Origin of the sequence: Protofrankia sp. BMG5.30, assembly GCF_001983005.1 — a bacterium.
Taxonomy (GTDB): Bacteria; Actinomycetota; Actinomycetes; order Frankiales; family Frankiaceae; genus Protofrankia; species Protofrankia coriariae.
This window is the reverse complement of record NZ_MOME01000044.1, coordinates 27,919-41,294: the sequence shown is the minus strand read 5'-3', so window position 1 is coordinate 41,294 and position 13,376 is coordinate 27,919. Positions and strand designations below refer to the sequence as shown.

The 13,376-nt window shown below is 70.6% G+C and carries 9 protein-coding genes; 7 read left to right on the top strand and 2 right to left on the bottom strand.

What is annotated here, in order from left to right; genetic code table 11:
• Nucleotides 1-11: 11 nt before the first annotated feature.
• Nucleotides 12-2,252, bottom strand: coding sequence for a protein kinase domain-containing protein (locus tag BL254_RS20500; RefSeq protein WP_076844630.1), 2,241 nt, complete (start codon nucleotides 2,250-2,252; stop codon nucleotides 12-14).
• Between the two features lie 1,042 nt (nucleotides 2,253-3,294).
• Between BL254_RS20500 and BL254_RS20495 the strand changes: the two genes are divergently transcribed.
• The 4 genes from BL254_RS20495 (at nucleotide 3,295) to BL254_RS20480 (ending at nucleotide 8,858) form a co-directional block, all read left to right on the top strand.
• Nucleotides 3,295-4,926, top strand: a complete 1,632-nt coding sequence (locus BL254_RS20495; RefSeq protein WP_076844628.1) for an ABC transporter substrate-binding protein — start codon at nucleotides 3,295-3,297, stop codon at nucleotides 4,924-4,926.
• A gap of 161 nt (nucleotides 4,927-5,087) precedes the next feature.
• Nucleotides 5,088-6,047: an ABC transporter permease gene (locus BL254_RS20490; RefSeq protein ID WP_047224691.1), complete on the top strand. Its 960-nt coding sequence runs from the start codon at nucleotides 5,088-5,090 to the stop codon at nucleotides 6,045-6,047.
• Nucleotides 6,048-6,066: 19 nt separating this feature from the next.
• Nucleotides 6,067-6,990: an ABC transporter permease gene (locus BL254_RS20485; protein ID WP_047224690.1), complete on the top strand. Its 924-nt coding sequence runs from the start codon at nucleotides 6,067-6,069 to the stop codon at nucleotides 6,988-6,990.
• On the top strand, nucleotides 6,987-8,858 hold the full coding sequence (locus BL254_RS20480; protein ID WP_371391057.1) for a dipeptide ABC transporter ATP-binding protein: 1,872 nt from the start codon (nucleotides 6,987-6,989) through the stop codon (nucleotides 8,856-8,858). Before BL254_RS20485 ends, BL254_RS20480 begins: the two co-directional genes overlap by 4 nt.
• Here the strand turns inward: BL254_RS20480 and BL254_RS20475 are convergent.
• On the bottom strand, nucleotides 8,807-9,904 hold the full coding sequence (locus BL254_RS20475; RefSeq protein ID WP_076844626.1) for an LLM class flavin-dependent oxidoreductase: 1,098 nt from the start codon (nucleotides 9,902-9,904) through the stop codon (nucleotides 8,807-8,809). The genes BL254_RS20480 and BL254_RS20475 overlap by 52 nt on opposite strands.
• A 449-nt stretch (nucleotides 9,905-10,353) precedes the next feature.
• Between BL254_RS20475 and BL254_RS29625 the strand changes: the two genes are divergently transcribed.
• The 3 genes from BL254_RS29625 to BL254_RS20460 all read left to right on the top strand — a co-directional run bounded on the left by BL254_RS29625 (nucleotide 10,354) and on the right by BL254_RS20460 (nucleotide 13,359).
• Nucleotides 10,354-10,476: a putative leader peptide gene (locus BL254_RS29625; RefSeq protein WP_371391055.1), complete on the top strand. Its 123-nt coding sequence runs from the start codon at nucleotides 10,354-10,356 to the stop codon at nucleotides 10,474-10,476.
• Nucleotides 10,477-10,756: 280 nt separating this feature from the next.
• Nucleotides 10,757-12,178, top strand: a complete 1,422-nt coding sequence (locus BL254_RS20465; RefSeq protein WP_047224687.1) for an NtaA/DmoA family FMN-dependent monooxygenase — start codon at nucleotides 10,757-10,759, stop codon at nucleotides 12,176-12,178.
• The gene (locus BL254_RS20460; RefSeq protein WP_076844624.1) at nucleotides 12,175-13,359 is read left to right on the top strand and encodes an LLM class flavin-dependent oxidoreductase; all 1,185 of its coding nucleotides are present in this window, start codon (nucleotides 12,175-12,177) and stop codon (nucleotides 13,357-13,359) included. Before BL254_RS20465 ends, BL254_RS20460 begins: the two co-directional genes overlap by 4 nt.
• Nucleotides 13,360-13,376: the final 17 nt, after the last annotated feature.

The window sequence follows — 13,376 nt, the reverse complement described above, 5'->3', positions numbered from 1 at the left end:
TCTCAACAGCACTAATAAACGGTGACTCGGCCGCCGGAGGTGCCGGCGGTGAAGATGGCCAGGCAGCGGCCGCTCGAGTTGGCGACGAGCCACAGGTGGTTGACGTAGGTGTTGCTCGAATAGGAGTTTCCCGGTGTCAGGGACGAGGCTGCGGCCACTCGGGAGCCGTCGAAGTCGAGCCAGTAGATCTGTACGGTTTCCGGGCTCTGGTTGCTGAACGTGGCCAGGACGCCGTCCGTGGTGCGGGCGGAGGCCAGGCGTCCCTCGTCCGCGCACGAGTACCGGGTCAGGTTCCCGGCGAAGCTGAACGTATGGGCGGCCGGTTGCTGGTTGGCCGGTGGCTGAGCCGCCGGTGGCTGGTTGGCCGGTGCTGGCGGTGGCGCGTTGTTGCCTGAGGAGCCACGGTTGGTGCCCGCTCCGGGCGCCACCTGCGCGGGCCGGCCGGCCGCTGGTCCGCCGCCCGTAACGGCTGGCTGCCCACCGTCTGCCGAGGCCTCCGGTGCGGTCCCTACTGCCGCGGGGATCTGAGCGGGCGCGTCGGTGGTAGTCGCTGACGGGCCTGGTGATGGGGCAGCGGCCGTCGAGGCAGGGCTCGCGGCAGGCGGTGCCGTGGCGTCGAGGCGTGCATCACCGGATGCCGTGGCCTGGCCACCGGGTCTGTTCGCGGCCGCGGCCAGGCCGATGACGACCGCGACAATGACGGCGGCGAGCGCCGCGGCCCCAACCGCCAGCGGAGCGCCACGCCGGTGCCTGCTCCGCGCCGCCGCCAGAGGCGCCGTGGTGGATCCATGCGTCACGGGCTGAGCGGCGACCGCTTCGTCCTGTTTGATGATCGTTTCGACCCGTGCTGTGATCAGTTCGGCCCGGACGGTGTCGGCTTCAGCGCCTGCGGCTACAGAGCCGGCTCGGACCATGGGCGCTTCGGCCTGGGCGCCGGCCGTGTCGACGACGCCAACCGCGTCTACTGGTGACCTGACGTCACCGGGGCCGAGGTGTGCGTGAGGGCCGTCGTCCGTTCCAGACGCTGGCACGGACGCGGCTGGTGCGGACGCGGGAGGTACGGCGGATCCGGCGGGGCTCCCGCCAGCCAGCGTGGACGTCAGCGCTGGCGCGGCTGCGGGGGGCGCGGCAGGCCCGGTGGGATCCCCACCAGCCGCCACAGGCACGGGTGTGAGCACGGGCGCTGGTGCGGTCGTGGTGGGTGTGGGCACTGGCGCGGCCGGGGCCGGGGCCGCGGGCACGGTGGCCTCCGCGGCCGCGTGTTCCCGCTCCCGATCGTCCCCGGAGATGGGAATGGCTGGCGCCGAGGCCGCGGCTACGGGCACCGCCGCGGGCGGCCGGCCGGCGTCGGGCGGCCGGTCCGTGCTGGTGGCTGCCGCGTGGGTGCGCAGCACGTCGGCCACCGGTGGTGGCAGCCAGCCCGGGCCGGGCCGCAGGAGGGTCGTTTCCTGATCCTGACCGGTGAGCCGGGCCAGCACGTCCGTCAGGGCCGGCCGGGCCGCGGGATCCTTCGCCAGGCAGGCGGTGACGAGTTCGCGCAGGTCGCCGCCGATGCCGTCGAGGGCCGGCTCGCTGTGGACCAGCCGGTAGACCAGCGCCGGGGTGGGGCCGGTCCCGAACGGCTCCCGGCCGGTCACGGCGAAGGCGATGAGCGCGCCGAGGGCGAACACGTCGCACGGTGAGCCGATCTCACCGCCGGTGATCTGTTCGGGTGCCATGAAGCCGGGTGAGCCCAGCACACCGCCGGTCAGGGTGAGCCCGGTGGCGTCGGCCGCGCGGGAGATCCCGAAGTCGATGACCCGCGGGCCGTCGGTGGCCAGCAGCACGTTCGACGGTTTGAGGTCCCGGTGGACGAGCCCGGCCCGGTGCACGGCGGCGAGCGCTTCGGCGAGGCCGGCGGCGAGCGTGCGCACCGACTCCTGGGGGAGCGGGCCCGTCCGGCGGATGGTCTCGGCGAGGGACAGCCCGGGCACGTAGGCGGTGGCAAGCCAGGGGCGCTCGGCCGTCGGGTCGGCGTCGATGACCGCGGCCGTGTACGCGCCGCTGACGGCCCGAGCGGCCTGCACCTCGTGGCCGAACCTGTCCCGGAACTGCGGGTCGTCGGCGAGTTCGGGTCGGACGACCTTCACCGCCACGGCGCGGCCGGCCGGTGAGCGGCCCAGGTAGACGCGGCCCATCCCGCCGGCGCCCAACCGTCCAACCAGCTTGTACGGGCCGACCTGGGCAGGATCGTCCGACCTCAGTGGCTGCATGGCTGGACTCCCACCCGGACCATGATCTGACGAATCCCCCCATGACCGGCGATCCGCCTCGTCCACTACAAGTAGCTGCCCACGGTCTCACGGCCGGGCGCCGTAACGGCCCGACAGTCCAGTCCCCGACAGCCCGTTCTCCGACAGCCCGTTCTCCGACAGAACTGCGTCACACCACGTTGCAACCTGACGCCACATTGCGATTTTCGGACGATCGCTGTCAGCGTTTCGAAAGAGGCCGCGGCGAAGGCGCGGCGGGCCGTCGGTACTGGTCTGGTGGAGTCGGCGCCGGCCCGTTTCGTCGGGCCTGCCGCTGCCGCTGCTGCTGCCGAGCCGGACCGGGCACGGGTCCGGTGGATCCTGGACCAGATGATCGAGGAGGCCGGTGGGCTGGGCGATGCCGCGCGTGACCGGGCACGACCGGTCCGGTCAGGCGATTTTTCACCTTGTCGGTCGACATTGACGGGTGATCTGTGGACGAGTAGCTTCTGGCCCCGAACGTCGGCGTCAAGTTCTGGCTCGCTGGCCGGCAGCCTTGTCCGCGGTCGGGCGCTCCAGATATGAGCCTGGCGCGACGAAGCGGTCGTGTGGGCGCGTGCGTGGTTGTAGGAGGAACCAGCGTGCAGCAGTCGCATGGCCGTGTCTGCGCTGTTTCGCCGTGCTGTGTCACTCCGGCGACGTTCTCACGTCGGCATATCGATCTGCAGYGGGTGACGAGCTGTCTGTGTCGTAGCCACCAGCGCCTGAGCTGATACCAGCTCCGCTCACCGTCGGCCGCGGATGGCCGTGTCCGGTGTTCCCGTGGCATCACCGTGTTGCCGAGCGTGACTCGCGGTGCGTCCTCACCGTCATATGCCGGCTCAATGTCCCTGTCCGTGGTGATCCCGACGTTGTGTGGGTCGGCGTCAGGTGTCCGTCATGCCACGCATTGTTCTGCTCGTCGTTTGTCCGGTGGCTTTGCCATGGTCCCCGGGATTTCAGGGATGCGGGCATACGGCCCCGCCGGTTGCCTCCCTCGGCTCCCTCGCAGGAAAGGACTGTTGTGAATAGATCATCCCGGTCTGGGCCCGCCCGGTGGGCGGTGGCTGTTGCCGCTTTCGCCGCGGCCGCGACGCTGGTGGGTGCCTGCGGTTCCTCCGATGGCGACGAGCCCGCCAGCGGCTCGAGCGCCGGCGCGCCCCGCCCGGGGGGCACGCTGACCTTCGCGGTGGGCTCGGACGCGGGATGTGTGGACCCGCAGCAGGCGGGCAGCAACGACACGGTCTACTCGCTGCGGCAGATCGTCGACTCGCTGACCGACCAGGATCCCCGGACAGGCGAGATCGTGCCGTGGCTGGCGGAACGCTGGGAGATCAGCCCGGACGCGAGGACGTTCACCTTCCACCTGCGGCCCGGCGCGACGTTCAGCGACGGGACACCGGTGAACGCGCAGTCGGTCAAGGACAACTTCGACACGATACCGAAGCTGGGCACGCTGGCCGTCCTGGGAACGGGCTACCTCAGCGGTTACGAGGGCACCACGGTGGTCGACGACCTCACCGCCGCGGTCGCGTTCAAACAGTCGAACGCCCAGTTCCTGCAGGCCACGTCGACGTTCTCGCTGGGGCTGGTGTCGGGGGCGAGCATCGCCAAAACCCCGCAGCAGCGGTGCAGCGAGGGTGTGATCGGGTCGGGTCCGTTCGTGCTGTCGAAGTACGAACCGGCCCAGGCGATCACGCTGACGAAGCGCGCCGGCTACAACTGGGGCTCGTCCCTGTGGACGAAGAAGGGCGAGGCGTATCTGGACACGCTCGCGTTCAAGGTGGTCCCGGAGGCGGGCGTGCGCAGCGCCAGCCTGACCTCCGGCCAGGTCGACGCGATCGGCAGCGTGAGCCGCGCCGACGAGGCGGCGCTCAAAGGCGGTGGCGCCAGCCTGCAGGCACGGGCCAACCCGGGGGTGGTGTTCAACCTGAGCCTGAACAACTCCAGGCCGATCCTGCAGGACCAGAAGGTGCGGCAGGCCATCCTGTTCGCCATCGACCGCAAGCAGGTCGCCGACACGGTGTTCCCGACCGACACCCACCCGGCGACGAGCATCCTGGCGCACACGACCCCCGGCTACAAGGACCTCAGCTCGGACCTGGCGTTCGACGCCACCCGGGCCAGGTCGCTGCTGGACGCAGCCGGCTGGGTGCCCGGCTCCGACGGGATCCGGCAGAAGGACGGCGTCCCGCTGCGCCTGACGGTGAGCTGGTTCGCCAACGCGGCCACCAACAAGCCGACCCTGGAGCTGGTCCAGCAGCAACTGAAGGCAGTCGGTATCGATCTCGTGTTGAAGGAGCTACAGATCGCGCAGGCGGCCCAGCTCCAGCGCTCGGGCGACTTCGACGTGCTGTGGGGCAACCTGACCCGAGCCGACCCCGACATCCTGCGCACCCTGTACTCCACGCAGCTGGCGAACGCGTACCGGCTGCCGCCCACCCAGCTCGACAACATCCTCACCGACCAGGCGGCCGAGCCGGATCCGGCCAAGCGGCGGGACCTGGTGGCCCAGGCCCAGCAGYTGATCGTGCAGAACGCCTACGCCATCCCGGTCGTGGAGCTGCAGACCGAGCTGGGTGTGTCGAAGAACGTCCACAACCTGGGCTTCGAGGCGTCCAGCCGGATTCAGCTGCACGACACCTGGAAGAGCTGACACGGCACCAGCCGGTGGCTGGACGGCAATCTGACCTACTGGAACAGGCTGGGCGGGTGTGCGGGCCCTCGCGCGAGAGATGTTGCGCGAGGGCCGGGACACCCGCGGGCCGTAAGGCATGAGGGCCGGGACACCGGCGTCGGTCGAGAGGAGGGCAGCGGATGCGACGTTACGTGATCAGGCGTCTCGCGCAGGCGGTCGGCGTGCTGTGGGCGGCCTACACGCTGTCGTTCCTGGTGCTGGACTACCTGCCCGGCGACCCGGTCTCGGCGATGGCCGGCGCCGGGATGGACTCCTCCGTCGTCGACCCGGCGCGGCTTGACGAGCTGAAGAAACAGTACGGGTTCGACAAGCCGGTGCTGGTGCAGTACGTCGACTATCTGAGCAGGGCGCTGCGCGGTGACTTCGGCAACTCGGTGTCCACCGGCCGGTCGGTGACCTCCGTGATCGCCGACGCGCTGCCGCAGACGCTGCAGCTCACCGGCATGGCGCTGCTGCTTGCGACGCTCTTCGGTGGCGGGCTGGCTCTGTTCGCGACCTACACCTCGCAGCGCTGGCTGCGGCAGATCCTGCTGTCGCTGCCGTCACTGGGAGTGTCGATCCCGACGTTCTGGATCGGTCTGATGATCGTCCAGCTGTTCTCCTTTCGGATACGGCTGTTTCCGGCCTTCGGCAACGACGGGCTGCGTGGCCTGATCCTGCCGGCGGTCACCCTGGCGATCCCCACCGGCGCGATGGTCGCGCAGCTGCTGGCCAAGAGCCTGCTCACCACGCTGGACGAGCCATATGTGCAGACGGCCCGGGCCAAGGGCGCCGGACGGGCCCGTATCCACCTCGGCCACGCGTTGCGTAACGCCTCCCTGCCAGCACTGACGATCATCGGTCTGCTGGTCGGGCAGCTGATGGCCAACGCCGTCGTGATCGAGACGGTCTTCGCCCGCAACGGCCTCGGCCGGGTCACCGCCGCCGCGGTCTCCATCCAGGACATCCCGGTGGTGCAGGGGGTCGTCGTCTTCGGCGCGCTGGTCTTCGTGCTGGTCAACCTGGTCGTCGACCTGATCTACCCGCTGTTGGACCCGCGGATCGTGGTAGCCGCCACCGCGCGAAGGAGTCCCGCGTGAGCGTGCGAAGGAGTACCCCGTGAGCCGGTCACTGGCCGCCGACCCGGCCACCCGGGCCGGGCTCGAACCACAGGTCGAAGCGACAGCGCCGACGCCGGGCCCGCGGCTGGGCGTGGACGTGCGGCGGCTGTCGCGGTTCTTCCTGCGCCGCCCCGGCCTGCTGCTGTCGCTGATCGTGGTGGCGCTGGTGGCGCTGGCCGCGTTCTGGCCGACGTTGTTCACCGGGCGTGACCCGCTGCTGGGGGTGCCGGCCGACAACTTCCAGCCGCCCAGCGCCCGCCACTGGTTCGGCACCGACGAACTGGGCCGAGACACCTACTCCCGGGTCGTGCACGGGGCGGCGCTGTCACTGAAGGCGACGCTGATCGCTGTCGCGGTTGCGTTCGTCGTCGGTGGGGCACTCGGGCTGGTCGCCGGATTCGTCGGCCGCTGGGTCGAGGACGTGCTGATGCGCTTCGTCGACGTGCTGCTGTCCATCCCGGCTCTGTTCCTGTCGCTGGCGCTGGTGACGGCGCTGGGATACGGCACGGTGAAGGTCGCCGTCGCGGTGGGGATCGCCAGCGTGGCCAGCTTCGCCCGGGTCATGCGCGCCGAGGTGCTCAGGGTGCGCCAGGCCGTCTTCGTCGAGGCCGCGCGTTCGTCGGGGACGCGCTGGTACAGCGTGCTCGGACGGCATGTGCTGCCCAACGCGACAGGGCCGGTCATCGTGCTGGCAACGCTCGACTTCGGGACCGCGGTGCTGGCGGTGTCCTCACTGAGCTTCCTCGGTTACGGCGCCGCGCCGCCGGCGCCGGAGTGGGGCACGCTCGTCTCCGACGGCCGCAACTACCTGGCCAACGCGTGGTGGCTGTCGACGCTGCCCGGCCTGACCGTGGCGGCGACGGTACTGGCGACCAACCGCATCGCCCGCGCACTGGACGGAGAATGGGCCAACCAACGATGACCGATCACCGCACCGACAGCCACGGCCGCACCGACAGCCACGGTGACGCCGACAGCCACGATGACACCTCCGCCGACGGTGCTGGCGGCATCCCCACCGACGGCCACAGCGGTGATCATGATGGTGGTCGCAATAGTGATCACTGTGGCGATCACGGCGGCACCGGCGCGGGCCTGCTCGCGATCCGGGGGCTGTCCGTGTCGTACCGCACCCGCACCGGGCCGTTGCCCGCCGTCCGGGGCGTCGACCTCGACGTCGAGCCGGGCGAGATCGTCGCGCTGGTCGGCGAGTCCGGCTCGGGCAAGAGCACGCTGGCGCACGCGATCGTCGGGCTGCTGCCGGCCGGGGGACACATCGACGCCGGCAGCGTCCGGTTCGGCGGCCACGACCTCGCCGCCCTGTCGGAGCGGGAACTTCGTGCCATCCGCGGTGCCCGGATCGGGCTCGTCCCGCAGGACCCCACCGTCTCCCTCAACCCGGTGAAACGGATCGGCGTCCAGGTGGCCGAGGTGCTGCGCATCCACCGGCTGGCCACCCGTCGTTCGGCTCCGCTGGAGGCGGTCGCGCTGCTGGAGCGGGCCGGCCTCGCCGAACCGGAGATCCGTGCCCGGCAGTATCCGCACGAGCTGTCCGGCGGCATGCGGCAGCGGGCACTGATCGCCATCGCGATCGCGGCACAACCCAAGATGATCATTGCTGACGAGCCGACCAGCGCCCTGGACGTCACCGTGCAGCGGCTGATCCTCGACCACATCCAGCACCTGGCCGACGAGTTCGGCACCGCCGTCCTGCTCGTCACCCACGACCTCGGTGTCGCCGCGGACCGCGCGCAACGCATCGCGGTGATGTCGCAGGGCCGGATCGTGGAGAGCGGGCCCACGGCCCAGATTCTCGACAGCCCCCGCGACCCCTACACCCAGCGACTGCTGCGCAGCGCCCCGAGCCTCACCGTCGTACACACCGCGCATACCGTGCCRCGGGCCCGAACGTCACCTTCGGTAGCTGTCGAACCTTCAGTCGTCGCCGAGCAGTCACTCGTCGTGGTCGACAACCTCGTCAAGGAGTTCCCRCTGCCCCGTACGGCGGGCGGCTCCGCCCGTACGCTACGCGCGGTCAGTGACGTCAGCTTCACCGTCAACCGCCACGAGACGTTGGCCCTGGTCGGTGAGTCGGGTTCGGGCAAGTCCACCACCGCCCGCCTCGTCCTGCGCCTGGTGGATTCGACCGCCGGCCGGATCGTGCTGGACGGTGACGACGTCACGGCCGCCAGGGGAGCGCGGCTGCGGCGGCTGCGCCGGCAGGCCCAGATCATCTACCAGAACCCCTACGCGTCCCTCGACCCACGGTTCTCGATCAAAGAGGTGATCACTGAACCGTTGCGCGCGTTCGGGGTCGGTGACCGGGCTTCCCGCACCGCCCGCGCCCGGGACCTGCTCGACCGAGTCGCGCTGCCGGCCTCGGTCCTCGAACGCAGACCCGCCGAGCTCTCCGGTGGGCAGCGGCAGCGGGTCGCGATCGCCCGCGCGCTGGCGCTGGCACCCCAGCTCGTCGTCTGCGACGAGCCCGTCTCCGCCCTGGACGCGTCCGTGCAGGCRCAGGTCCTCGAACTGCTCGCCGAACTGCAGGCCGACACCGGCGTGGCCTATCTGTTCATCTCACACGACCTGGCCGTCGTGCGGCAGATCGCCCACCGGGTGGCGGTGATGCGGGCCGGGCAGATCGTGGAGACCGGCCCGACGGACGACCTGTTCACCAGCCCCCGGCACGAGTACACCCGCGCGCTGCTGGAGGCGATCCCCAGATGGTCGCAACAGCGTCAGGCCGCCGCTTCGCCCAGCAGCGGACGCACGCCCTCGGCGAAGGCGTAGGCCTCCTCCAGGTGCGGGTAGCCCGACAGGACGAACTCCTCGACGCCGACGGCGCGGTACTCGGCGATCCGCTCGGCGACCTCCTCGTGGCTGCCGACCAGGGCGGTGCCGGCGCCGCCGCGCACCAGGCCGATGCCCGCCCACAGGTTCGGCCCCACGACCAGCCGGTCGCGGGAGCCGTCGTGCAGGTCGAGCATCCGCCGCTGGCCCACCGACTCCAGGGTGCGCAGCCGCCGCTGGCCGGCGGCGATCGCGGCGTCGTCCAGGCCGGCGATGAGCCGGTCGGCGTCGGCCCACGCCCGGGCGGCGGTGTCCCGGGTGACGACGTGGATGCGCAGGCCGAACCGTAGCCGCCGGCCCTGTTCCGCGGCCAGCTCACGCACCCGGTCGATCTTCTCGGCGAGCAGAGCCGGCGGCTCGCCCCAGCTCAGGTAGACCTCGGCCTGCCGGGCCGCGACGGCCATCGCGGCCTCGGACGAGCCGCCCAGGTAGACCTCTGGCAGTGGAGTCGGCGGGTCGCGCAGCACGGCGTTCTCAAGATCGTAGAACTTGCCGTGGTGGTCGAACTCGGCGCCGCTCCACAGCCGGCGCACGATCTGCAGGAACTCCTCGGCCCGCGCGTAGCGGGCGTCGTGGTCGAGCTGGTCGCCGTAGGCGCGCTGCTCGGCACCGCTGCTGCCGGTGACGACGTTGAGCTGCAGCCGGCCGTCCGAGAGCTGTTGGAAGGTCGCGGCCATGTGCGCGGCCAGCGCCGGTTCGATCAGGCCGGGACGGAACGCGACGAGGAACTTCAATCGGCGGGTCTGCGCGATCAGCGCCGCCGTCACGACCCAGGCGTCGGCGCAGTGCGCGCCGGTCGGGGTCAGCACCGCCTCGTAGCCGAGCGAGTCGACGGCCTGCGCCAGCTGGGTGAGGTAGGTCAGTGACGCGGGCCGGCCAGTGCGGGCGGGCTCCAACACCCCGCYGATGCCGAGCCCGTGCACTCCGGAGGCCAGGCTCCGGCCGTCACCCCCGGTTGGCAGGAACCAGTGGTAACGCGTGGTCATAGTACGACCACGTTCGGGCGGGCGTTCGGGGCGCGTGCGGTCATTGTGCTCATCCACCGATCCGATCTTCCGTCAGCCGTGCCCGGCGGAAGTCGATTCGGCCGCATGTCCGCGGCTCTCGTATTCCGCGCGGACGATCAAGCACGGGCGATCAAGATAATCGATCAAGATAATTGATCAGAACCGAATGATCAAACAATGCCAAGTATATCGATGGGAAATAGGCATTGCCGGTGGCTCACGGTGGTACCTTCGAGAAAGGTCATGAGTGTCGGCGGCGGGCTGTGGCCTCGCTGGCCGACGAGGTTCGCCGGCTGGCAGCCTCCCTCGCGGCGGGCGCCCCGAAGACGTGGGGCCGGCTGGGCGTTTCGGTCCACGGGCCGGGCGTCGGGCAGGGCCGGCCGGGCATCGATCGGCGGGAAGTATCGATCGACAGGAGGTGGCGGCGCATGCGGCTGATCCCAGGCCCGTCTGCCGTCCGCATATCCGGGCCACGACGTGGTGTGATCAGTTCGTTTCTGCGCCGGCACATCGATCTGTGCCGTGTCGCCGGCGCGCTCTGTCCACCCTGACCCGAGCCCCGCTGACCTGAGCATTCCTGACATACGCGCTGTCCGCCCGACCTGATCGGGTCCGGCCCGGATCCAGTTCGGGCCCGTCGTACCCGACGATCTGCCGCACTTGACGATCCGCCGCGCCCGACCTGGTCTGTCGCCGCCGACCCTACCGGCTCCCGCGCGTCGTGACCGGGTGGGCCTGTTCCCGCTCGCGCTGACAGCGCCGCTCGTGTTGACACCGCCGCGCCGCCGGCCCACGGCCGCGCCGGCAGCCGTCTGAAAGGGGTATCGGACGATGAGCAGGCCGATCAAGCAGATCCATCTCGCCGCGCACTTTCCAGGCGTCAACAACACCACCGTGTGGAGCGACCCAGCGGCGGGCAGTCATATCGAATTCGGCTCTTTCGTCCATTTCGCGCGGACCGCCGAACGCGGAAAGTTCGATTTCCTCTTCCTTGCCGAGGGGCTGCGGCTACGCGAGCAGAACGGGCTGATCCACGACCTCGACGTGGTGGGCCGGCCGGACACCTTCACGGTGCTGGCCGCGCTCGCCGCGGTCACCGACCGGCTCGGCCTGGCCGGCACGATCAACTCCACGTTCAACGAGCCCTACGAGGTGGCGCGGCAGTTCGCCAGCCTCGATCATCTCTCCGGCGGCCGGGCGGCGTGGAACGTGGTCACCTCCTGGGACGCCTTCACCGGCGAGAACTTCCGCCGCGGCGGCTTCCTGCCCGAGGATCAGCGTTACGCGCGGGCCAGGACGTTCCTGCGGACGGCCTGGGAGCTGTTCGACTCCTGGCGCGGTGACGAGATCGTCGCCGACAGGGAGACCGGGGTGTTCCTGCGCGACCCGCACCCGGGCAGGTTCACCCACCGTGACACGCATTTCGACATCGCAGGCCAGTTCAACGTCCCGCGCAGCCCGCAGGGACGTCCCGTCATCTTCCAGGCGGGTGACTCCGACGAGGGGCGGGAGTTCGCCGCCTCAGGCGCGGACGCGATCTTCAGTCGGCACGGCACCCTGGAGGCCGGGCAGGCGTTCTACGCCGACGTCAAGAGACGGCTGGCCCGCTATGGCCGTGCCCGCGACCAGTTGCTGATCCTGCCCGCGGCGACGTTCGTGCTCGGCGACACCGACGCCGAGGCCGCCGAGATCGCGCACGAGGTCCGGCTCCAGCAGGTCAGTGGTGGCACGGCGATCCAGTTCCTCGAGCAGCTGTGGAACCGTGACCTCTCCGACCACGACCCGGACGGGCCGCTGCCCGCCGTCGACCCCGATCCCGGGGAGCACACGGTCGCCCGCGGCCGGGCCAGCGTGCGCATGTTCGGGGACAGGCTGGCCACCGCGAACCAGTGGCGCCAGCTCGCCGAGGCGAAGAACCTCTCCACCCGAGAACTGATCATCGAGGTCACCGGGCGGCAGACGTTCGTCGGCTCCCCTGCGACGGTGGCCAGTGCGATCAACGATCTTGTGCAGGCCGACGCCAGCGACGGGTTCATTCTCGTCCCGCACGTCACCCCCGGCGGGCTGGACGGCTTCGTCGACACCGTGGTTCCGCTGCTGCAGGAACGCGGCGTGTTCCGTACCGAGTACGAAGGTATTACCTTGCGTGACCATCTCGGTCTTGCGCCGCTCGTCCCTGCCGTGTCAGGCACGTCCGACGCGTCCGGTGCGTCCCCTGCCGGGCCGGGGTCGGCGGCGAGGGCCGTGTCGTGAAGTTCCTGACCATCACCCTGATCGTGYACGCCCCGGACCCGGTCACCGGGGCGCGGAAGTCGACCGTCGACCGGTTCCGCGAGGTGATCGACAACGCGCTGCTGGCCGAGGAACTCGGCTTCGACGGCTTCGGGGYGGGCGAACGGCACGAACGGCCGTTCATCTCCTCCTCCCCGCCGGTGGTGCTCAGCCATCTGGCCGCGCTCACCAGCCGGATCCGGCTGTTCACCGCCGTCACCACGCTGAGCCTGCTCGACCCGGTGCGGGCGTACGAGGACTACGCCACCCTCGACCACCTCTCCGGCGGCCGGCTGGAGCTGATCATCGGCAAGGGCAACGGTGCMGCCCAGCGGGAGCTGTTCCACGTCACCCCCGACGACCAGTGGGACCGCAACGCCGAGTCCTACGAACTCTTCCGCCGGATCTGGCGGGAGGACAAGGTCACCGCCGACCCGCGGTTCCGCCCCGCGCTGCGGGACGCCGAGGTCTGGCCCCGGCCGCTGCAGCAGCCGATCCGCGTCTGGCACGGCAGCGCGACCAGCAGGGAATCAGTCGATCTGGCCGCCCGCTACGGGGACCCGCTGTTCTCGGCCAACGTCACCAACCCGATCGAGCCGTACGCCGAACTGGTCCAGTACTACCGTGAGCGTTGGGAGCATTACGGCCACGGCCCAGCGCTGGCGGCGGTCGGTGCCGGCACGGCCGGCTACTACGCGGAACGCAACTCCCAGGACGCCATCGCCGGCTACCGTCCGGTGTTCGAGGGGTATCTCGCCTTCCAGAAGCGGCTCGGTGTGGAACCGGTGTTCCCGACGTTGGAGGACTTCGTCGAGCGCAGCTCCGCGCTGATCGGCAGCCCGCAGCAGGTCATCGAGAAGGTGCACCGCTACCACGAGCGGTTCGGGCACAGCGTGCTGCACCTGCACGCCGACGCCGGCGGCCTCACCGACGCCCAGCACCGCGCCAGCCTGGAGCTGTTCCAGTCCGACATCGCCCCGGTGCTGCGCCGCGAGATCCCGGACCCGCCCTGGCCGTGGGCCCCGGTGCTCGCCGAGCCGTCCCCGTCAGCCCCGCCCTCCTCGTCGTCTCAGCCGTCCTCGCCGTCGCCGTCGTCACCGAACGCATCGTCATCCGCCGCATCGTTACCGACCGTGGACGGACCCGCGCCCGCCGCCGTCTAGGCCGTGTCTATGAGTAA

What these genes read in the sequence shown, in the direction of transcription:
- BL254_RS20500 (WP_076844630.1), bottom strand. Translation starts at nt 2,252, where the DNA reads ATGCAGCCACTGAGGTCGGACGATCCTGCCCAGGTCGGCCCGTACAAG.
- BL254_RS20490 (WP_047224691.1), top strand. Translation starts at nt 5,088, where the DNA reads ATGCGACGTTACGTGATCAGGCGTCTCGCGCAGGCGGTCGGCGTGCTG.
- BL254_RS29625 (WP_371391055.1), top strand. Translation starts at nt 10,354, where the DNA reads ATGCGGCTGATCCCAGGCCCGTCTGCCGTCCGCATATCCGGGCCACGA.
- BL254_RS20465 (WP_047224687.1), top strand. Translation starts at nt 10,757, where the DNA reads ATGAGCAGGCCGATCAAGCAGATCCATCTCGCCGCGCACTTTCCAGGC.